A 21,897-nucleotide genomic window follows, 5' to 3' on the forward strand; every position below is an offset into this window, starting at 1 on the left:
CAGAACCCTCAGGCGCTGCTCAAGCAGGGAGCTAACCTGTACGGCAACCTCGCCACGGCTGGCCCGGCGGGCATCACCACTTCCAGTGCGGGTGCCACAGAAATTCTCAGCAACGCCAAAGCCCCCGGATCTTCCGGAATGGGCCGTATTGCGGCCGGCTCGCTTGAGCTTTCAAACGTTGACATGGCGCGAGAATTCTCTAGCATGATTACTACGCAACGAGCTTTTCAGGCCAATGCCCGGGTGATCTCCACCAGTGACGAGATTCTCAAGGAAATGATGGCCCTTAAACGTTAATAAACAGGCATTAAGCACAGATTTTTAACCCAAAAATGGAGGTAAACCATGGCTGAAGAAGAAGCAAAAGCACCCGACGAAAACGCTGCCGCCGAAGGCGGAGCTCAAGCTCCCGCAGGCGAGGCCGCCGCCGCGCCTGAAGAGGCTGCACCCAAACCACCCGGCATGCTCGTACCCATGCTCCTCACCTCGGTGCTGAGCCTGGGTGGCGCCTTTGCGATTTTCAAATTCGCTGTGGTGCCCTCATTGGTAGGTGGGCTCGCAAAAGTTTTCCAAGATAACAATGGTTCCATCCATTACCACGCAGCGCCCGCGGGTGGCGGCGATGCCCACCCCAAAGGCAAAGATGGCCACGGCGGAGGTGAAGACGGCCACGGCGGAGGTGAAGACGGCCACGGCGGAGGTGAAGACAAAGGCGGGGGCAGTAAAAAAGAAAGCAATCCCGGCACACCCGTACCGATCGTGGAAGAAGGCGAGTTCATCGTGGTGAATCCTTCCGGATCGGCCCGGTATTTGATGGTGGAAATTCTGTTGATTCGGAAGAACGCCGATGACAATGGATTTCCCGATGCTGTCAAAAATAACAGGAAGCGTTTGGAGGCAATGGTGAGCAGCACGCTCTCCTCCATGACCGCCGAAGAAATGTCTGAGTCCACCGTTAGGTTGGGAATGCCGAGTGAACTCAAAGGGCTGTTTCAGGGAATCCTTGGTTCTAGTCATCCCATTAAATCGGTGATCATCCCCAAGTGGGTGATGCAGTAAACCCAAGAACGAATAACCATGAGCTGGCGAATCGATCCAAATACGGAAGTGCGGCTATTTCGGGATATGACCTCCCCGGTCGGCGCACCCGTCCGTTTTGCCGATGACCCCGCGGGCGAACGTGGGGAAGCACTCGAAGGCGGTTCCCCCGAAGAATCCATCCCCGTGCATCGCCCCGACGGCACACTGGAAGATGTGCCCGCCAGCGCCATTCACACCTTCACCGTTGGTAAACAAGCCTCGATGTCCTCCACGGAGGTACATCGGTTTCGAATACAAAACGCCCTGCTTCTGCGGTCGTTGGGCTCCCGTTTATCCTTGTTTTTGCGGAGTGAACTTGCGCTCGAGCAAATCTCGCTGGAAGTCACAGATCTCGGCCGATTCGCCAAAGAAATCGGGAATGACCGCCATATGGTCCTCTTTAAGCTACATCCGCTTGAAGCCATCGGCGCGCTCGACATCGCGAAACCTCTCGGCCTCACCATCGCCGATCGCATGCTCGGCGGTAAAGGCTTTGCCGTCAATCCCGAGCGCACCATCCGTGAAGTGGAAACCGCGCTCATCGATCAGGTCGCCCAAATCGCCCTGCGCGAATGGGCCCAATTCTGGAATTTCGAGGAACCTCTTCGCGCCACCCTGCTCGGTAACGAAAGCGATCCCACTCACATCCCGTCCGCGAGCATGGAGGAAACCTTTTACCACATCGTCATTGATGCCGAAATGGGCGATTGCATGGATCAAATGCAAATGCTCCTCCCCGTCCGCGGCCTCGACCCCTTGCTGCGCCATCTCGCCCAGCAAACCCACAGCGGCTCCGAGGATGAAGAGGAAGAATTTTACGAAACCAATCACGTGAAATGGAAACACATGTACGATAAAGTGCAAGTGCCACTGGTCGCCCAATGGACCGACCTCACCATCCTCACCCGCGAACTGCTGCACCTCAAAGAAGGCGATATCATCCCGCTCGACCCCAAGCGCCTCAACCAGGTGGAAGTGCAACTCGCCGGCCTCACCAAATACACCGGCAGCCTCGGCAGCCTTGATAAAAAAGCCGCCGTGCAAATCAAAGATACATTTAAACCCTAACCCAAAAAGGGAACCAAGCCATGAGTGATACCGAGACAACCGAAGAAACAACCGAAGAGACAACCACTGAGGCTCCAGTGGGAACCGTCGCGCCCGCCAGTGCTGCAGAGGTGCCCGGAGCGCCTTCCAATTTGGATTTCCTGCTTGATGTGCCCGTAAAGCTCTCCGCCGAATTGGGCAGTTGTAAAATGACCATGCAGGAATTGCTGGATCTGGACCTCGGCACGGTGGTGCAGCTGGATAAACCCGCTAACGCGAACGTGGACGTTTATGTGAATCAAAAACTCGTCGCCCGCGGTGAAGTCGTAGTCGCCGAAGACAATTTTGGCATTAGAATCAAGGAAATCGTTGCCAAATCCACTACCTCATAAAAGGATGTATTCCTGATAAAACAGGGATAAAACTCCATATACAGCTTCAATTGTTGGTGTTTTTTCATAAAACACCAGAATATCTCCATTTTCAACAACTGGCACGTCATGTGCTGCTCTGATGGTGTGTTGGCAATGAATGCCGGTCCCCTCGGATGCGAGGAGCCGCCAAGGAAGGCGGGGCCGGAATGGGCTAATACACTAACCGCAACGGAATGCACCAACCTAAGGGTTGAAAATGGAAATGAATCGCACAAGACAAAGGTGGTTTGCTGGGTTACTGGCCTGCGCACTGCTCGTGATGCCCGCCTCGGCGGCCCAGCCTAACTCCACGCCCGCTCCTCCCCCCGCCAAGGAAGCAGCGACATCCACAAACTCTGCCCCCCGCGAAACCTCCGCTGCCAAGCGTCCGGTCTATGGCATAGACAATCCCAGCAAATCATTTGAACCAAAGACCAATGGAATCACCGGCGTGTTTATGCGTTTGATCGGGGCGATGGCGATCGTGATCAGCCTGCTGTTGATTGGCGCGTGGTGGTTCCGCAAATCGCGCCTGATCGGGCTGGTGCCCGCGGCGCAGGCCAATCTCAAAATTATTGAAACCCGCTCGCTCGCCTCCCGCCACGCTTTGCACGTGGTGGAATATGGCGAGCAGCGGTTCCTAATTGCCGATTCGCCCGCCGGCACCAGCTTTCTTACTCACCTTGATGAGGTGGCGGAAGCGGCGGACGAGGAAGCGGCTGACGAACCGAAGCCCGGTTCATTTGCCGCCAAGCTTAAAGGATTTCTGGACCGGAAGAAGTCATGAACACTACGCCTAATGACTATATCGTGACGACCCGGCCGGAACCTCCCCGACCGCGACCCCGCCGCTGGATCTGGCTTGTTCCAGTGCTCCTGCTGGCGGGCGCGGGTGGGCTGTGGGCTCAAGCCGCCGGCGGCACCAATGATGCGTTCAACCTGAACATCGGTATCGGCGGTCTCACCGAGCCGGGCAAAATCAACATCGCTATTCGAATCGTGTTTTTGATGACGCTACTCACCGTGGCGCCTTCATTGATTATGTTGATGACCTGTTTCACACGCATCGTCATCGTATTTTCATTTTTGCGTAATGCCCTCTCGCTACAAGGCGTGCCGGCTAATCAAATTATGGTAGGCTTCGCGTTGTTCATGACGTTTTTTATTATGCAGCCGGTTTATCAAAAAATTGATGCCGAAGCGATCCAGCCCTATGCCGAAGGCCAGCTGGGCGGCGGTGCCGCGCTGGATGTGGCGAAAGGGCACTTGAAAGATTTCATGCTGCGTCAGGCCCGCCCACGGGATGTGGAATTTTTTGTGGGCCTCGCCAAGATGGGCCCCACTAAGGTGGAAGATCTGCCGATGACGGTGGTGATCCCGGGCTTTATTCTCAGCGAATTGCGCACAGGATTTCAAATGGGATTTCTGTTGTTCATTCCGTTTATCTTAATTGATTTCGTGGTGGCGATTGTTTTGATGAGCCTCGGACTGCTGTTCCTGCCGCCGGTGACGATCTCAATGCCGCTGAAAATTCTCCTGTTCGTTCTGGTGGATGGCTGGACTTTGGTGGTCCGCTCTCTTGCCCTGAGCTTTGGGACTTAACTGAAAGAGTAAAATTGAAAGGAATAATATGAGTCCGGATTACACTGTAGAAATATTGAAAGGGTTGATGAGTCACGTACTGATGATCGCCGGCCCGCTGTTGCTTACCGGTTTGTGCGTGGGGTTGACGGTGAGTTTGTTCCAGGCCGTCACCTCGCTGCAGGAACAAACGCTCACGTTTGTGCCCAAGGCGTTGGCAGTGGGTGCGCTGTTGTTTCTCATCATGCCGTGGATGGTGCGCACGGTGATGGATTACACCCGCGAAATCATTGAAAAAATGCCAGCCATGGCCGGATAATGGTGGAGATTTTTCTAGTTTGGTTTTTGATCTTCGTGCGGGCGGGCGCGATGCTGTACATTTTCCCGATATTCGCCGCCGCGGCTATGCCCGTTCGGCTGCGGCTTGCGGTTGCGGGTTTCCTTGCGGTGTTGACGCTTCCGGGAGTCATGCTGCCACCAGAAGTCATCCAATTCACGCTGTTTGAATTTGTCTTGTTAGTGGGCAAAGAAGTGATGGTTGGATTGATGCTGGGTTATGTGGTTCGCCTCATCATGTTTTCTGTGGCCTTGGCCGGTCATTACATTGGCACGGAAATGGGCTTGCAACTTTCAAGCCTGATCGCGCCAGGTGAAACAGATCCCTCACCCACTCCCAGTGCCATTCTCTCGCTGTTGGCGGTGATGCTGATGTTCGCGCTGGACGTGCACTTTGAATTGCTGTTGGGCTTCCAGCAATCTTACGGCGTGTTGCCCATTGGTGGAGGGCAGCTTTCGGGCCCGCTGTTTAGCGCGGTGACAGCTATGTGCGCGCATACCTTCGTGATCGCCGTGCGCATCGCGGCGCCGGTAATCGCCGTGGGGATCGTGGTGAGTTTGCTATTGATGGTGCTGGCGAAAACCATCCCGCAAATCAACGTGTTCATTGAGAGTTTTTCGGTGCGTATTATGGTGGGCGTGTTTCTGTTTGGATTCACGATCTCCATGGCGGCGCGGCAAATTGCCGAGTACCTGTACAAATTGCCGGATGATTTTGTGGTGGCCACGCGGCTTATGGGATTGGGAGGATAAATCATGGCGGAAAACGAACAAGGCCAGGAGAAAACCGAACAGCCCACCGCAAAAAAAATGCAGGAGCTGGTCGAGGGCGGCCAATTCGCGAAGAGTCAGGAAGTATCAACGCTGATTCTACTGGCGCTGGCGCTGATGGTGTTCACCATTATGGCACCCAAAATGGTGGCTGTTTTTCAGGTGTACCTCGTGAGCACCATTCAGCAAATGAGCACGTTGCGGATGACCGTTGAGTCGTTCCCGGGATTCTTCAACCAGTTTATGATCGTGGCCGGCAGTTTGATTTTGCCGGTGATGTTTGCGGGGGTAATGGCCGGCATCATCGGCGCGGGCAGCCAAAGTAAATTCAAACTAACGCCCAAAGCCATCGAGCCAAAGTTTTCAAAGCTCAGTCCATTGAAGGGCTTCAAAAATATTTTCAGCAGCAAATCAATTGCAAAGCTGTTTGTGAGTCTTGCAAAATTTGTAGTCATTTTTGGCTTCACGTATCCAGTGTTGAAAGAGGTGCTGGATGACCCGGTTTTTTACTCCGCCATCGATGTGAAACATCTGCTGCTGTTCATGGGCCAAACCGCGCAGAGCGTGGGCTTGCGTGTGGTGGCGGGCATGGTGGTGATTGCCGCGGCGGACTACGCATATCAGGTTTGGAAAAATGAACAGGATAGCCTGATGACTAAACAGGAGGTGAAAGATGAAACCAAACAAGCCGACGGCAATGCCCAAGTCAAAGGCGAACAAAAACGCCGCCGTCGGCAAATGCTTATGGATTCAATGCAGCAGGAAATCCCGCAGGCGGATGTTATCGTCACCAACCCCACGCACTTGGCCATTGCGATCAAATATGATCGCGATGATATGGCCGCGCCGCGCGTGGTCGCCAAGGGCGCGCGTTACAATGCCCTTCGCATCCGCGAGATCGCCAAGCAACACGACGTGCCCATTGTGGAGAATAAACCGGTGGCACGGCTGCTCTTCAAGCACTGCAAAGTGGGCCGCGAGATCATTCCCGAGATGTTCGCCGCCGTGGCGGAGATTTTGGCCTACGTTTACCGCACCAATCGTTACCGGTATTACACTCGCGGACAACGGGTGCCGACGGATTAATTGGGCGAAAAAGCTAAAAAATGACAAATTTCACCCAAAAATCAAAAAAACTGGCATCCCAATTGCTGCGTGGTGAGGGGTGCGCATGGATGCGCGCTTTGACGGATTATCCGAAAATGACTGAAAATCAGCCAGCAACCCACGCCCTGGGAGGGCGTCGCGCGGTATGAGTAACGGCCAGGCACCCAAAAGCATGCCTTGGGCCGATATCGGCTTGGTGGCGTTTGTCTTCAGCGTGCTGCTGTGGATGGTGCTGCCGCTGCGCCCGTGGATGCTCGATCTCTTGCTGGCGGTCAGCATCTCATCCGGTTTGCTGGTGATGCTGGTCATCATTTACGTTCGCGAGCCTTCCGAGTTTACCGCCTTCCCCACGCTGCTGCTGATCATCACGTTATTTAGATTGGGGATTAACGTCGCCTCAACGCGCCTCATTTTGGGCGAGGCGCAGGCGGGCGAGATCATCCAAAAATTTGGTGAAGTAGTCGTGCAAAATAATTATGTGGTCGGCTTCGTGGTGTTTATTATTCTCACGCTGATCAATTTTGTGGTCATCACCAAAGGTGCCGGCCGCATCGCGGAAGTGGCGGCGCGGTTTACGTTGGACGCTATGCCCGGCAAACAAATGGCCATCGATGCTGAGCTGAACGCCGGGCTCATCAAGGAAGATCAGGCCCGCACACGCCGCGAAGAGCTGGCGAAGGAAACCGACTTTTACGGATCCATGGACGGTGCCAGCAAGTTTGTGCGCGGTGATGCCATCGCGGGCATCATCATTACTTTGGTCAACGTCATTGGCGGCATTGGCATCGGAGTGATCCAGCGCGACATGGGCGTGGGCCAGGCGATGCAAACTTACACCATCCTGAGTATTGGGGATGGCCTCGTCTCGCAGATTCCCGCGTTAGTGATTTCCACAGCAGCGGGTATTTTGGTGACACGCACGGCAGACAAATCGAGCCTCGGCCAAACACTGGCCACGCAGCTTTTTCTGCAACCGAATGTGCTGAAAATTCTTTCGTTTACGCTGCTGATTCTCGCCGCATTCGCGTTGGTCACGGGTATTCTGCCCTGGGTCCCGTTCTTGGTGATGGGTGGCGTGTTTTATTTTATGTACTCTAATTTTCAGGAAAGGGGTATGATTGTGGAGCGGCCCGCCGGCGGCGGAACGCCCCCCGGTTTGCCCGATGGCGGCGGAGCCGATGGTGATGGCGGTGGCGAAGGCGCTGAGCCGTCCGGCCCCGAAAAGCTCGAGGAATTACTACATCTGGACACATTGCAAATCGAGCTGGGCTACGGGTTGCTCGCCTTGGCGGATCCGAAGAAGGGTGGCGATGTGCTGGAGCGCGTGACGAGTGTCCGCCGGAATTTCGTGCAGGACATGGGCTTCATCATTCCCGCCGTTCGGTTGCGGGATAATTTGGAACTGCAGCCCAATGAGTACCGGTTTATTTTCCGAGGCCAAATGATTGCCACCGGCGAAGTGATGCCCGGCTATTGGTTGGCGATGAACACCAATAACAGCACCGAGGTGCTGCCGGGCGTGCAGACGACTGAGCCGGTATTCGGCCTGCCGGCAACGTGGATCACCGAGGTGGAACGCAAGAATGCCGAGGTGGCCGGCTACACCGTGGTGGATCCGGCGTCGGTGTTGGTCACGCATTTCAGCGAAACAATCAAGCGCAGCTGCCACCAAATTCTCAGTCGGCAGGACGTGCAGGTGTTGCTCGATAATTTGAAGGAAGATCATCCGGCACTGGTCAACGAACTGGTGCCCAACCTCCTCTCGGTGGGGCAGGTGCAGCGCGTACTGCAAAATCTGCTGGCCGAAGGCGTATCCATCCGCAATATGGTGGGCATCCTCGAGCGCGTGTCCGACTACGCGGCCACCACGAAAAATCCTGATGAACTTTCCGAACAAGCCCGCCGCTCCATCGGGGTGCAGGTGGTGAAGCCGTACCTCGACGAATCAGGCAACCTGCCGGCCATCACGTTGGATCCCTGGCTTGAAGAGGAAATGGTGAAAGGCATCCGTCCCTCGCAAAACGAAATGCAACTGCTGATCGATCCCAAGATCGCCGAGCATCTTTCGCATCAACTGCATCAGGCCATTCAGCCGATGATCGCTGAGGGCAAACCGCCGGTAATCATTTGTTCGGCTATGATTCGGGCTGGACTCCGCAAGTTCTTTGCGGCGAAGTTCCCCGAGTTGGCGTTCCTCAGCTACGAGGAGCTGCCGCCGAAGATCGAGATTGTGCCCGTGGCGGCAATCCCGGCCATTCAATAAATGGTGGCCGGGCGGCCACGGTTCATCTGCCGAATGAATGTTGTCAAACTCATCGCCGATTCACCCCAGGACGCGCTGGAAAAAGTGCGCGACGAACTGGGTGTCGACGCAGTGATCCTCAACGTGCGCCCTGTGCAGGCGGGTGTGCTCAAGCGGATATGGGAGGGGAAACAAGTGGAAGTGCTCGCCACAAAATCCACCCCCGAACGGTCTGAAAAAGAAGCGATGCTGCAACTGGCCCAACGCGTGGGTGAGTTGGAAGAGGAACTCACCGAACGCGGGAAGGGCGCGGTGTTGCGAGGCGGTGCTCCCAATGCCGACGCCAAGCTGCCAGCCAAGCTCGCGCAATTGATTGCCCAAGCGCAGGGTGGCCAGCCCGAAGTGGCGGCCATGCCCGCGGTGCAGGTTTTGGAGGAACTGGGGTTGCTGCCTTCGCACGCGCGTTGGCTTTCAGCGCAGGCGCGGAATTTCCTGGGCGGCACCAAGCCGCGCAATCTCATTGAGGAAATGGAGCTGCTGCGCGATGTGCTCTCGGAGTATTGGAATCAAATCGCCCAGCGCGTGGAGAAGCCTGGCAATCCGGTGCGCGTTTTGGTGGGCCCACCCGGCACGGGCAAGACCACTGCGCTCTGCAAATGGATGACGCAGGAAGCCTTGGTAAACGGCAAGCCGGTGCGCGTGTGGCGGCTGGATGGTGACCGCGGCAACACGGCGGAGTTTTTGAGTTTGCACGGCGAGCTGATGCAAATTCCGGTGGAGCGTTTTTGGGACGACAACGATCAGCCACCGGAAGACACGATTCGGTTTGTGGATATGCCCGGCGTGGCGATCAACCATCCCGATGCGCTGGAAGCTCTCTCGCGTGGACTGGCAGAATTACCGCCGCTGGACATTCAATTGGTGCTCAATGCCTCGTATGATTTGGGTTTGCTGCTGCGACAGGCGCGCGCGTTTTCGCATTTACCGCTCTCGGGCATTTTGCTGACGCACATTGATGAAGCCGAGCGCTGGAGCAAAGTGTGGAACGTGATGCTGGCCACGCAATTGCCCATTTCATTTCTCTCGGGGGGGCAGGATATTCCTGGCGACTTTCACCGTGCCATTCCGGAAAATCTCTTCGACGCCTTCGTCAACGCCGGCCTGCAAGCGCCTTCGCCTGCGGCGGGTTGATTTTGTAGCCCGGGCCGGTGGGCCGGGCTACATAGCCGCTTTCACCACGCCTCCTGCGAGTTGGGAGGTGCGCAGTTCGGCGCCGTAGTTGAGCAGGCAATGTTGAATTTCTTCCATCACATCATCCCACTGATTGGTTTGGCTTTGGCGGAAGAGGCGCATGGTGGGATACCACGGGGTGTCGTTGCGATGCAGCCGCCAGCGCCAATCGGCGGCGTGGGGCAGGAGCGTCCATGAAGGGCGCCCCAGCGCGCCGGCGAGGTGGGCGGTGGCGGTATCCACGGAAAGCACGAGGTCGGCCTGGCTGAGGATATCGGCGGTGTCGGCAAAATCGCCGATGTGATCGCGCAGGTCGTGCACGTTGGAGCGTTGATTCATATCGGCCACGGCGGTGGCGTCGGCATTGATTTGCACGCTGTAAAATTGGCAGCCGGGGGTGTCGAACATATTTTTGAACAGCGAATAGGGGATGGATTTTTTCTCGGTGATTTCGCTGTGCGGCGCGCTGGTCCAGGTGACGGCGATGTGTTTGTAACCGGGTTTGTAGCCGGGGAGTTTTGATGGGGAAGTTTCGACAGGGCTGAGGTAAGGGGGGCTGTGGTGATCGGTTTCGCGTTGGAGCTTGAGCAGTTTGGGCAGGCTCATCAAGGGGGCGTGCACGTCAAATTTTGGAAGGCTGTCGCCGGGGGCCACCACGGAATCGAGCTCGGGGACGCCCTTGAAAAGGCGTTTGAGCTGGGGCTGGCATTGAAGGGAAACTCGGTTGCGGGCGCGGGCGAGTTGGCGGGCGAAGCGCAGGAACATAATGGAATCGCCGAAGCCCTGTTCGGTGTGGAGTAACAGGCTGCGGCCTTCGAGGGGATCGCCACGCCATTCGGGGGCGTCAAATTCAGGTTTCTTTTTCTGACGGGCTTTCCAGCGGTATTCGTAATCGCGCCAGCCTTTGGCGAAGTCGCCGAGCATGAGGCAGGCGAGGCCGTGGTTCCAGCGGAGGTTAGGGTCATTGGGCTCGTAGTACAGCGCTTTGCGATATTCCATCAGCGCCTCGGGCACGCGATTTTGTTCCTCCAAAATCCAGCCGAGATTGACGGCGGCATCGGCGGCTTCGGGGTTGATGAGCAGTTCCTGTTTGAGGCAGGCCTCGGCGGCGGTGATGTCGCCGAGGAGTTGGTGGGAATTGGCCATGCCGAGGTGGATGCCTTGTGCGGAAGGTTCGCGGCGGGCGGCGGCTTTGAAATGTTCGAGGGCTTCGGTGGGGCGGATTTGTTTGAGGCGGGCGGCGCCGAAGTTGTAGCGCAGTTCGGGAGAATCGGCACCGAGGTCGAGCACGCGGGAGTAAACGGATACGGCAAGATCGAGCTCGCCCATCTTCTGAAAGAAGAGGCCGAATTTCTTGAGCGTCTCGGCGTGACTCAGGTCGCGCGCGGAACTGCTGTTTTCAACTTCCGTGTTGATTCTCATAATACCACCTCACGAGCAGCACTTGCTCGATGAGTCCATCCTTGGACGTGGTTGACAGCGCTATTAGCTGTTTGTCGCTACCTATAAGTCGGCAGAAAAGGGGGGCGGCTTTAGGAATTAATTCTTTTTTTGGATGGAAACCCCAAAAAAACCCAAAAAAAACGCCCGACCGCTGTAAAACGGCCGGACGCGTAAAAAACGCTGCTTTTGGCTATCTTTTACGGGGTGCGGCTTCCGCGTTCTCAGGCTCGATTTCGATGCCTTCAATTTCCGGTCCTTCCCCTTCAAAGCCGATTTCTCCGGCCATTTCAGCAAGTTTGATCGATAAATCGATGAGCTGCTTCAAGCTGTTGGTTTTTTTGTCTTTAAAGGTGAGCGAGGCATTCATAGACGTCATGTCGCTGGTGAAGGAGGCTTCATCGAATTTGCGAAGGATATTGACTGCCTGCGCAGCCTCTTCATCCCCCTCGGACATCACTTCAATGACATCAGCGATTCCGGCGAACCGCACAAATCCGCCGGCCACGTGCTTGCCAAGCATCGCGCGCTTATTGCCCTTCACAGGATTTGCTACTTTGCCTTCGGCTACGGCATTCGCGTGTTTTTTGGAAGTGATAAAGAGAGCCTTTTGGTTTTGGGCGAATTGTATGCCAAACATCCCTTTCAGCATAGTCATGCCTTCCTGCAGTTTCTCATTGTTGATGAGTTTGTTGGCGGCCACCCAGTTGTCCACGGTAAGGCCCACGAGAAATCCGACGGCCGGTGTGGGGCCGAAATCGCCTTCGGCCATTTCCAAGCTGTCCCAACTCAGGATGAAGTCGCCCTTGGGAATGGATAAGAGATCTTTGAGCGTCAGGCCGATTTCGGCTTCCATCATGGCGAGCACCTCTTCAAATTCAGGTTGCTTCAGCAACAGGGGCAAGATGTCTTTATTGAAGAATTTCCGAACCGCGGCCATGTTAATCGATTCGGCAAAGGCCGCGATGGTGTTTTGTGGCACGAGGTCTAGCAAGGCAGCATCCGCGCCTTTGCCGGCCAACCCGGCGAATTGATTTGCTTCTTTGCCGAAGCTGATGGACAGATCCGAATTGATTGCGCCGGGCTCAAAGCTGAGTGTGGCCGAGTAGGTGAGGTCTTTGTATATGTCATTGACCAACTTGGACACGGGATCCTCGCCGATGGCAGCATCCATAATGGTGAGTAGCTGGTTGTAGTCAAACCACGCTCCAATATCATACTTTTTCTTGAGATGCTCGCTGAGGCTGTTGCTCGGTTTGGAGTTTCCGTTGATGCGTGCCTCGAGCATGGCTGGCACTTGCAAAACCTTCGCCTGATCGCTGGTGCCTACAATGACAAAGACTTGATCAGTGAAGCCCATAGCCACAGGCATGCCGGCCATGGCGAGCTGTTTGAAGCCCTTGGCTTCGGCTACTTTCAACGGCAACCCGGTGGTGGCGATGATCTTGTTGATGGTTTTCTCCAGAGTCGCGGAATCCTTAACCGCCATCAACAGGCCACCTTCCACGAGGGGTTCGGCGCCAAAATCATTATCCTCTGCGGGCGGCAGGATATTCATAAACACGTGCGCCGGTTGGGCGATATCCAACCCGCTGGCGGCGGGATCTTTGAGAATCGAGATGGCTAATTCGTCATTAACTTCAGCCATGATCTGCTCAAAGATTTTGGATTTGAGGAATTCTTTGTGGCCGCCTTTTTCGAGCAGTTGCTTGACGTTGGCAGAGAAAAGCATGGTGAGTTTCTGAGGCAAATGAGCAGCCAATGTGCCTGCGCCCGCGGCGGGTTTGGAAACCGGATTGGCTGCCGGATCCGTATTGGGCGTCGTAACGGGGGGCTGCGCGCTGGTTGGGGGTTCAACGTTTTCCGCATTCGCCGACGGGCCGGTGCCGTTGCCGTCATTTTCAGGGGGTTCTGTGGTTTTTTCGCCGCACCCGATCCACAAGCCGGCCATCACCAGTAGGGTGGGAATCCAGAGAAAAAGTTCACGGGCCATACGCCCACTATTTGCCTTGAAGGGAGTCTGCATACGCCCATTATAAGGAGGGGACCTATCGAGGCGAGATTTATTTTTGATCATTTGTTTCATCGATTTGGCTACGCAAATGGGCGGGGCAGTGTTACAAAAATCAAAAAAAAATCATCGGGCTGGCACAAAAAAATAACCGTGCTAAATTTCGGTGATGCGTGAGCGTACGGCATGGATTTTGGGAGGCATCGCAGCTGCGTTGCCTATTGCGGGGCTACTGGTGTGGCTGAATTTGGATGGCGACAGCGGTTCGGTGGAGATTCCATTTTTACCCGAATCGCCCGCCGCGCCGAGTCACCCACGGCTGCAGGTGCTTGATGAGCCGGGGCGGTGGGAATCAGAAAGCTCCGCCTCCAATGCCGTGGTCACTAACCGCAACACCTGTCATCTCGATGCCCGTTGGGGGCTCAATGGGCACTGCCTGTTTTTGGAGGAAAAGGTGTTCAGTCCTTCCGGAGCGATTACCTACGAATTTGCCGTTAAACATTACAACGCGGAAATCAACATGTATCATTACACGGTGGTGCAGGATGACGGCTATGTGCGCGGGTTTGTGGGCAATTGGAAGGTGGGCGCGGGCCGGCTCGAATGGGAATCGGTGTATTTACCCGGAGCTCCGGAGGACGTGGTCCAGCGCATGAACGAGATGCAACTTGCGCCTGGTAAACGGGAAACGCGGGTAGAAATAACACGTGCCGGACAATTGGAGGGATCCGCGATCACGCAGGCGGCGCGCAAGGGCAGCGCCCCGACCGAGCTGCCCGCAGTACCCGCCACGCCTGAGCTGGCCCGGCTGGGCCGCGGCGGTGTTTGGAACGAGTCGGAAACCTCCACCCTTAATGGCGAATCGGAAACAATCCGCATGACCGGTCGCGCCCGTTGGACACCCGGTGGCCGCGCTTTGTTGTATGAGGGCGTGATCACGGGCCAGGAGGAGGATCAATATTTCATGTGGATCAAAACTTATGACCGCGAGTCGGGAGTGTATCGGTTCATTCATTTTCACACCGATGGGCCGGTGGATCATTTTGAGGGGAAATGGGAGGAAGCCTCCAAGACCATCACTTGGCGATCAATCCAGCCGCCGGGGGAATATCTCATCCGCGAAACATTTGTCAGCACCTCACACCGTAATTGGCACGTAGAGGCGTACGACGACAAAGGCCAACGGTATTACTCAGCCGACGGCGAGAGCCGGTTAAAAGAGTAGCGCTTACGATTCCACTGCTGCTCATGACACGAGCGCCGCTTCGCTCAACACCTGACCGGCGGTGGGTAGCGTGGCGGTGAGTGTTTTTAAATTTTCTGTGAGTTTCTGAATCGGCGCTTCGTGCCCGCGCTCGAGCAGACGGCGTGTCCATTCCACAAGCGCCAAACTGACGGCCTTTTCGTGATCAGCATCGGTCAGCCGGGCGGGTTGGCCGAGGACAAACCGGCAAAGCAACCGCGCCGCTTCGTTGGCCGGATGTTTGGGCAAGCCTTCAAAAAGGGGCAGGGCGTTTTCAAACTGGCCCGCCGTGAGCAGTGCGATGCCGCGTTGCTTAGAAATTTCCGGATGCTCCGGATGATCCTGTGCCGCGCAATCGGTCCAGTGCAGCGCAATCTCGGTATCGTTCAAATGCCCGTTCACGATATTGCAGCCGAGGCTCCACAGCGTGGGCGTCATCACATCTTTTTCAATCGCTGCGAACAACAACTGCACCGCTTCCTCGGCGCGATCGTTCTTCACGAGAAACGTGCCCAACCCGTGGCGCACGCCCGCCGCATCCGGTGAAATCTCCAGTGCTTTTTGGAAGGCTTCCGTGGCACCATCCGCGTCTCCCGTTTCGGCCAAACTATCGGCCAGCAAATGATACGGCCCGTGCGCTTCCACGCCACGGAAGCGCGGGGTAAAGGTCTGTTCTTCACTTTTCTCGATGCACGCGTGCAGCTCCGGAATCGCCTCGGCGTGCCGTCCCTGTTTGATGAGCCCCAGCGCAGCCACGTAGTGGATGGACGCGGTCGGCCCGCAATCTTTCGATAATTGACTATGCGCCACCTCCAAAAGTTCGTCGTATTTTTCCGCCTGCAACAGGTGAAAGCAAAACATGCTCACCAATCGTTCGCGCACCTCGGGCATCACGTGCTGCGGCTCGTGCTGTGAGAGCACTTCCATCGCGTGGCGATTCTGTGTGAGTGCTTCCTCGATGCGGCCGTCATTAAATAAATCCAGCGCGTAATTCATCAGCAACGCCGGTTCATCGGGCATTTCCTCCACGGCTTTATCCAGCAGCCGGAGGTTGCGCTTCACTTTGTCGCGAGAAAGTTTCACTGAAGGATCGTACCCGAAATGCAACAACCGCGTGCGGCCGATGCCTGAATCCATCCCCCAATGCCCCTGACGTACGATGATGGATGAAAAAATCTGCTCGTGCACGCGCCCCACAAAGTGCAGTCCCGGCGCGTTGCGAAACAGGCGCGGCACATAGGTCACGCCGTCGCCGGTTTGCTGCAGGGTTTGATCTTCCGCCCGCATAAAGTTTGCCAGCGGAATGCGGAAGCCCAGTTGGTTTTCTGAATACAAATCGCGAGCAAGATCGTCGTTGCCTTCGGGATCCAAAATTTCATCCGCATCGAGAATCAAAACCCAATCGCCGGTGACGTGCTCGAGTGAATAATTCCGGGCATCGGAAAAGTTTTCGTTCCACTCAAAGTGATGCACCTCCGCGCCGAGCGATTCAGCGAGCGCCACGGTGCGATCGGTGGAGCCGGTGTCCACCACCACCACTTGGTGCGCAAGGTCTTTGACAGATTTAATGGCTTGGAGGATAAATTCCTCTTCGTCCTTCACAATCATACACACCGAAAGCCGCGGGGTTTCGCTGGCGGCGGGCGGTTCGGGCCACGCGATATCCGTGGTCGTGAGCGCGGGCTTTTGTTTGAGGTTGGCCTGCACTCCAACGGGCACATCCCATTTCGGGGAGAGCGCGAGCAACCGATCGAGGCACTGCAGCGCGCGCGCTTCATCGCCGGCGTCCAGCGCAATCTCGGCAAGATGCAGCCATGCCTCGGGATGGAACGGCCGACGCGCCAAACAATCCAGCGCAGCATTCCACGCCTCAAGATGTTCGCCTTGATTCAACAAATCCTGCGAAGCAACAAGGCTGCCCACCAACGCCGCGGGCGGAAGGTCGCCATCATTTTCATTGGAAACCGTTTCGCGTTGTAGTTGTTGGACGGTCTCGGCTTTCACCGTGCCATTATTTTGTGAGGGAGTTTCGGGTTCGGCGGATTCATCCGTCGGCTCGGCCAACGCTTTCAAATTACTGGCGGCGGTGGCGTTGTAAGGATCAATCTCCAGCGCGCGGCGGAAGCACGAGACGGCCAGCGCGTTGTCTTTCAATTTATGAAAACACATTCCCAGCGCGAGGGTGGACTCCACTTCTTCCGGGTTCGCCTCCAACACACGGGCGTAAAGTTTGGCGGCTTCAGGGAATTCGCCAATGCGGAATTTTGCCGTGGCCAACAGCTTGAGGCCGGTGCTGTTTTCCGGATCAATCTCGAGCAATCGGCTGACGTGTTCGTTGAAGAGATGGACGTTGCCGTCGAACAGCGCCGAAGTAGCCGCTTGCGAATGCGGCGCGGCATCGTCCGGAGTGATTTCGGTTAATCGATGATAAATCTCCGCTGCTTCTGCGTAGCGTTTCTCACGGAAGAATAGATTTCCAATCGCGTTAAGTAGCACGAGGTCATCCGGATGCGACACCAGACCTTCCTCAAGCGCCAGGCGCGTGCCCTCCACGTCGCCGGTTTCTAGCGTTTGATGCGCGTGGATGAGGATGCGTTCCACGTCAGACTCAACGGACGCCAAGGCATCGTAAGGCGAAACGCTGGATTCAGTTTCGGTTACCGTTTCCGTGGCCGGTTCGTTATCCAATTGCTCCAAATTGGTGAGGGCTAGTGCATTGTCCGGATCCAACTGCAGCACGCGCTCAAACGTTTCGCGTGCGATTTCAATTTGGCCGCCACGGAACAGGCATACGCCCATCGCGAGCAAATTGTCCGGGTTATCCGGCTCCAATGTCGCAAGTTGTGTGAATGCCACTCCCGCATCGTAATACCGTTCCTGTTCAAGATTCAGTTTGCCGAGGTAACGCAGCATCTCCGGATTGTCCGGATCAATTTCCATCGCAAGGCCGAGTGCAGATTCAAATTCGTCGGTGCGATCCGTCGCCTCCGCCGCCATCGCGAGGCGCGTGTAGGCCGCGGCGTTTCCGGGTTGCAATTCGATGAGTTTACGGAACTTCAGGCGCGCTTCTTCAAAGCGTTCCAGTTGAAACAACTGCGAGCCAAGCGCATCAATGAGTAAGGGGTTATCCGGCTCTGCGAGCACGGCCTGTTCCAGCTCGGCAATCGCGGCTTCGGGATTGCCCGCGTCCAGAAAAAAATCTGCCTGTTCCGCCGCGTTATTCGGTGTGGGTTTTTGTGGGACGACTTCCGGCGCAGCTTCAACGGCGGGCGTGACGATAGTTTCGCCTTGTTCAATCACCTGCAAATTTTCGCGTGCGAGTTGGTCTTCCGAATCAAACTCCAGCAACTGGCGGTACGTATCCGCCGCCTGATCGGTGTTGCCCGTTTTGAATTGGCAAACCGCCAGGGCGTGCAGCAAGCCCGGCGTCACCCCGCCATCGGTAGCGATGCGGCTATAAATTTTCTTGGCCGAAACGTGGTCACCCGTGAGGAATGTATAATCACCCAGCAACTGCATCGCCTCGCGGTTCTCCGGTTCTAAATCCAACGCCGTGACAAGGCACGCCTCAAACGCCTCGCGGTCGTCCGCGTGGAATGCCGCCAGCCCCAGCTGCAAATGCGCCACGACATCGTCGGGACACAACTCCGCCAGCGCGGCAAAATTAGTTCGCGCCTCGGCGAATTGGTCAGCGGCAAACTGCTTGGCGCCCAGCGCGCGCAACAGCATCGGATGACGGTCGCTCAGCTCCAGCGCCTGCTTCAGCGCGGTGATAGCGCCGGTCACATCGTTTTGTTCGTGGCACTGCTCGGCTTTATCCAGCCATTCTTCCAGCGTGCCTTCGGGTAGTTGAGGAGTTTCGTTTGTATCGTTCATTGTTGAATCTGGGGTAATGGATTCGTCGGTTTGGTTTAAATTCGTTTCGGACGTGAAATCGCCTTCGCCATAATCGGGCTGATCACCACGGGCCAACCAGTCGAGTACCTGTCGCATCCGCACTTCGGCGGTGTGATGCCGCAGCACTTTTGCGCGCGCGCGTTCTGCAATGCGCGCGGCGGCTTCGGGGTTTTTCTGCAATTTCAAAATAGCTTGTGCCAGTCCATAGGCATCTTCGCGTTTAAATAATTCAATTTCCTGCCCCGGCGCAAACAGCGCGCGCGTGCGGGCGCGGGGCGGATCCCACGAAATCACTGGCCGACCCGCCGCCATAGTTTCCACCACACGACCGGCGTAGCATTTGAAAATGGACGGCAAATTCACCTGTGCGTAACTTTGCTGCAAGCCCTCCATCCACAGATCGTTCAAGCGTCGTCGCAGTCGGCGCAGGTTCACCAGATACTCCCCCAGCCAGGCCGGCTCGGCCACGTCGTAGAGGCTCACGCGATTAAGCGAGTTAATTTGCAGCACATCAAACTGCCGCGGGAAACCGGAGCCAATTTCAGGCAAAGGCGGTTGCGTTAACAACCCCTCGTTAATGGCCGACTCGAGCAGTGCCTTCCGCTCCAAATTATAAATCGTGCCCTGGAATGCCGCCGGTCCCGGCTCGGGCAAGGCTACCGCATCGCACACCTCGCGCCACGTGACCACCGGCGGGCACCACATCGTTGGAATGCCCAGCTCCTCCGCGAGTGTTTCTGCATCGCGATCATCAAAAGTCAGCGCGTGCGTGCAATGCTGAAGCTGGCCCTTCACTTTTTCGCGCCGCCCGGCGAGATTGCCGTGTTGTTGCTCTTCCTCGGGCGTGTGCTCCAGCGATTCCATAATTACGCCCACGCGCACGTCGGTTTTGCTTTTGATCCAATCTAAAAAATCCGGGTCGTAATCGTTGTGTGTAATCCAAATCCACGCTTGATCAAATTCCTCGTGCAAAAACATATACTGCGCCTGGCCCAGCCACGAGGCGGGGTGATCCGAAGGCACACCCGCCAGCGCCGGCAGCGTTTTGAATTCCACTTCATTCGCCGCCAATCCTTCTTCTAGCGCATAAAATCCGTTGTACGACCACGCCTTGGCGTTCTGCCAATTGCCGCACTCAAATCCCACCAACAGAATTTTTTGCTTCGGTCGCGCGCCCGTCGGTCTCACCAAATGCGCCGCCCGCTCGCTATCCACGCTCACCGTTTCAGCGGCCTCCTCAGCAAAGGGGTCGGCCGCCAAAGGCAGTGCTTCCTGGCCAGGGCGTTTCACCAAATCCACTTTGTCGTACTCGCTCGAGGAATACGAACTGCACACCGACCCTTTTTGAAAACGTTTATAACGGCTTTCCAATTCATCCAAGCCCGGCACCGGTTCGCCCAGCAGTTCATTGCATTTCACCAGCAACAAAAATGCTGGCTCCAAAATAATGCTGCGTCGCGCCAATTGATCCAGCAACACCACCGCCCGCGCCGCATCGCCCGGCTCGCGCCGGTGTAGCAGTGCCCGCGCCAGTGCGTAGCGGTAATATGGAAAATCCGGATTCCATTCCACCGCCTGCTCCAGCGGCGCCACCTCGCCGGTGTATTGTCCAAGGTAATGCGCGAGCGAAGCACGGATCAGGTTGGCCAACGGCTCACTCTTCACCGCGTCGTTGCCGAGCGCCTCGGTGAGCGTGTCGAAATAGCTGCGATAATCAAAACACGTGCTGTGATAATCCCACGGCATTACATCCTCTTCGGCAAACACGCGCCAATGGTCGGCCGGTTGGGCGAGTAATTCGCGCGTAACCGCCAGCGCCTTTTCCACGCCCGCCGGATCGCCCAAATGGAATGCGTGCCGCAGCGCATTAAATCGCAACACGAGCGAATGCGGATGTTGTTCCCAGCCGTCCTTGTAAATATCCTTCGCTACTTTGTGCAGCAATTCATCTTCACGCTCGAAGGCTTCCACCATATCCAGCCGCTCGGAGCGATCCACCAAATCCGGCATATCCGCAGTGAGATAAAGATCCAATTCGCGCGCGGCATTGATGGCCGGCCCGGCGTGTTCGGTTTTGCCGTGCTGCGCTTTGGCGCGCTCGAGGTTGTGTTTGAGATGAGCGTAGTTCACTGGAGGCGGATACATCCAACCGCGCGAAGTGATGACGCGTTTTTGGTGCGGCTGTGATTCGGCGCGGCCGTCCCTTCCGCCGCGCTCCTTGGCGATGGCCGCGCGCACGGTGAGAAAGCGTAGAAATTGCGAAATGCAAAGTGATTGCGAAAATTGCGTGCGCACCATTTTTCGACCGCGTTGGGCCGCGGCCCGATATGTTTCCCAGTCACCGGTGATTTTTTGCAGATTCTCCATCAAGTCATCCCGCTCGGTGTGATACGCCACCACGCCCTCGTTTTCGCCGGCGAACAATCGCAACGCACTTTCCTCCTGCGTCAGCACCGCGCACCCCATCGCCAGCGATTCGATGCCGCGCGAGGGCATGCTGCCCGGATGCCGCACGTAAGTGAACGACGCCTTGGCGCGGGCCATCTCGGCGTAATATTCGGCCGGGGCCAGAAACCCATCGATGCGTCGGATTTGGGCGCTGTCGTCTTTGATCCATTGTTGCAGCAAGCGCGCCTTGTCCGGATGATATGGGCTGCGCATGGTGCCGGAGATAAATAAATCCACATCACGCACACAATTCTCTTCCAGAATGGGAAGGCATTTCAAATCGATGCCGAACAATTTCGGAAACGTGCAAACCGCCCCCGGCCGCAACGCCCGCGCCTTGGCCCATTCCTCCGAGCCGACAGTGATGACCTCGTCAAACGCCGGCAAAATCGGTGCGTTGTTTTGGATATGCAAATCAAGATCCGAAGTGGTGCCAAAAGAAGGGCAGGGCAGGTCGCCCAGGTCATCGGGCAGAAATTGCCACTCAATCATATGCGCAAAATAAAAGTCCGGTGTGCCTTGGATCGCATCCCGTGCGCTTAGGAATGGCTTCACCGGCCGACAATCCATGACAATGTCTCCGTGCTCATCGCGACGCGTGCGTTTCAGTCCAATCCGTTGCAGGGAAAATTTGTCATCCGAGAAATCTTTGTCCTCCCAAACCGTTTGCGCCACGACCTCAATGCGTTCCTTGCTGATGAGCCGCAACAACTCAGCCGCCTCCGGCAAATCCGATTCGCGTAAAACTTCTTTTGCCTCGTCCTCGCGCTTGGCCATCCACAACGATGCCGCAAAATAAAAACGCGCTTCGGGATCGGCCTCGTGTTCCAGTGCATCGAGGGCGAGGTCCATTCGGCCCACCAAACCCAATGCCGCAGCTTGACGCCACCCAGCAATGCCTTGATCGCCAGCAGCACCGCAGAAATTGCCCGCACGGAACCAGTCCGCAGCAGGCCCGAGGTCAACGGGTGGCAGCGAGTAATGACCCGCCTCCCTGGGGGGGGATTGCTTTGCAACATCCATGTCACCACCACAGCAGCAATTTCCGGGC

Annotated in this window: 15 protein-coding genes; 12 read left to right on the plus strand and 3 right to left on the minus strand. The window is 56.4% G+C overall.

The window, feature by feature from the left end:
- The 11 genes from flgG to H8E27_14290 form a co-directional block, all read left to right on the plus strand.
- On the plus strand, positions 1-297 hold a 297-nt coding region (gene flgG / locus H8E27_14240; GenBank protein ID MBC8326775.1), incomplete at its 5' end, for a flagellar basal body rod protein FlgG.
- A 48-nt stretch (positions 298-345) separates the two neighbouring features.
- Entirely contained in the window at positions 346-1,059 is a 714-nt protein-coding gene (locus H8E27_14245; protein ID MBC8326776.1) for a flagellar basal body-associated FliL family protein, read from the plus strand.
- A gap of 18 nt (positions 1,060-1,077) precedes the next feature.
- Positions 1,078-2,148: a flagellar motor switch protein FliM gene (locus H8E27_14250; GenBank protein MBC8326777.1), complete on the plus strand. Its 1,071-nt coding sequence runs from the start codon at positions 1,078-1,080 to the stop codon at positions 2,146-2,148.
- Positions 2,149-2,168: 20 nt separating this feature from the next.
- Positions 2,169-2,519: a flagellar motor switch protein FliN gene (gene fliN / locus H8E27_14255; GenBank protein ID MBC8326778.1), complete on the plus strand. Its 351-nt coding sequence runs from the start codon at positions 2,169-2,171 to the stop codon at positions 2,517-2,519.
- 238 nt (positions 2,520-2,757) lie between these two features.
- A complete protein-coding gene (locus H8E27_14260; protein ID MBC8326779.1) occupies positions 2,758-3,327 on the plus strand; it encodes a flagellar biosynthetic protein FliO in 570 nt (189 codons plus the stop codon).
- Between the two features lie 221 nt (positions 3,328-3,548).
- A complete protein-coding gene (fliP, locus tag H8E27_14265; protein MBC8326780.1) occupies positions 3,549-4,142 on the plus strand; it encodes a flagellar type III secretion system pore protein FliP in 594 nt (197 codons plus the stop codon).
- Between the two features lie 28 nt (positions 4,143-4,170).
- Positions 4,171-4,440, plus strand: coding sequence for a flagellar biosynthesis protein FliQ (gene fliQ / locus H8E27_14270; GenBank protein MBC8326781.1), 270 nt, complete (start codon positions 4,171-4,173; stop codon positions 4,438-4,440).
- A complete protein-coding gene (locus H8E27_14275) occupies positions 4,440-5,210 on the plus strand; it encodes a flagellar biosynthetic protein FliR (protein MBC8326782.1) in 771 nt (256 codons plus the stop codon). Before fliQ ends, H8E27_14275 begins: the two co-directional genes overlap by 1 nt.
- 3 nt (positions 5,211-5,213) lie before the next feature.
- Positions 5,214-6,314, plus strand: coding sequence for an EscU/YscU/HrcU family type III secretion system export apparatus switch protein (locus H8E27_14280; protein ID MBC8326783.1), 1,101 nt, complete (start codon positions 5,214-5,216; stop codon positions 6,312-6,314).
- A 193-nt stretch (positions 6,315-6,507) separates the two neighbouring features.
- A complete protein-coding gene (gene flhA / locus H8E27_14285; protein MBC8326784.1) occupies positions 6,508-8,598 on the plus strand; it encodes a flagellar biosynthesis protein FlhA in 2,091 nt (696 codons plus the stop codon).
- A gap of 33 nt (positions 8,599-8,631) precedes the next feature.
- Positions 8,632-9,768, plus strand: a complete 1,137-nt coding sequence (locus H8E27_14290; GenBank protein ID MBC8326785.1) for a hypothetical protein — start codon at positions 8,632-8,634, stop codon at positions 9,766-9,768.
- Positions 9,769-9,795: 27 nt separating this feature from the next.
- Here the strand turns inward: H8E27_14290 and H8E27_14295 are convergent, their stop codons facing one another.
- Entirely contained in the window at positions 9,796-11,229 is a 1,434-nt protein-coding gene (locus H8E27_14295) for a tetratricopeptide repeat protein (protein MBC8326786.1), read from the minus strand.
- A 211-nt stretch (positions 11,230-11,440) separates the two neighbouring features.
- On the minus strand, positions 11,441-13,240 hold the full coding sequence (locus tag H8E27_14300; GenBank protein MBC8326787.1) for a DUF4836 family protein: 1,800 nt from the start codon (positions 13,238-13,240) through the stop codon (positions 11,441-11,443).
- 187 nt (positions 13,241-13,427) lie between these two features.
- On the opposite strand from H8E27_14300, the gene H8E27_14305 reads away from it, so the two are divergent.
- On the plus strand, positions 13,428-14,483 hold the full coding sequence (locus tag H8E27_14305; protein ID MBC8326788.1) for a hypothetical protein: 1,056 nt from the start codon (positions 13,428-13,430) through the stop codon (positions 14,481-14,483).
- A gap of 21 nt (positions 14,484-14,504) precedes the next feature.
- Here the strand turns inward: H8E27_14305 and H8E27_14310 are convergent, their stop codons facing one another.
- Positions 14,505-21,869, minus strand: a complete 7,365-nt coding sequence (locus tag H8E27_14310; GenBank protein MBC8326789.1) for a tetratricopeptide repeat protein — start codon at positions 21,867-21,869, stop codon at positions 14,505-14,507.
- Positions 21,870-21,897: the final 28 nt, after the last annotated feature.

This window comes from Limisphaerales bacterium, from assembly GCA_014382585.1.
GTDB lineage: Bacteria > Verrucomicrobiota > Verrucomicrobiia > Limisphaerales > UBA1100 > JACNJL01.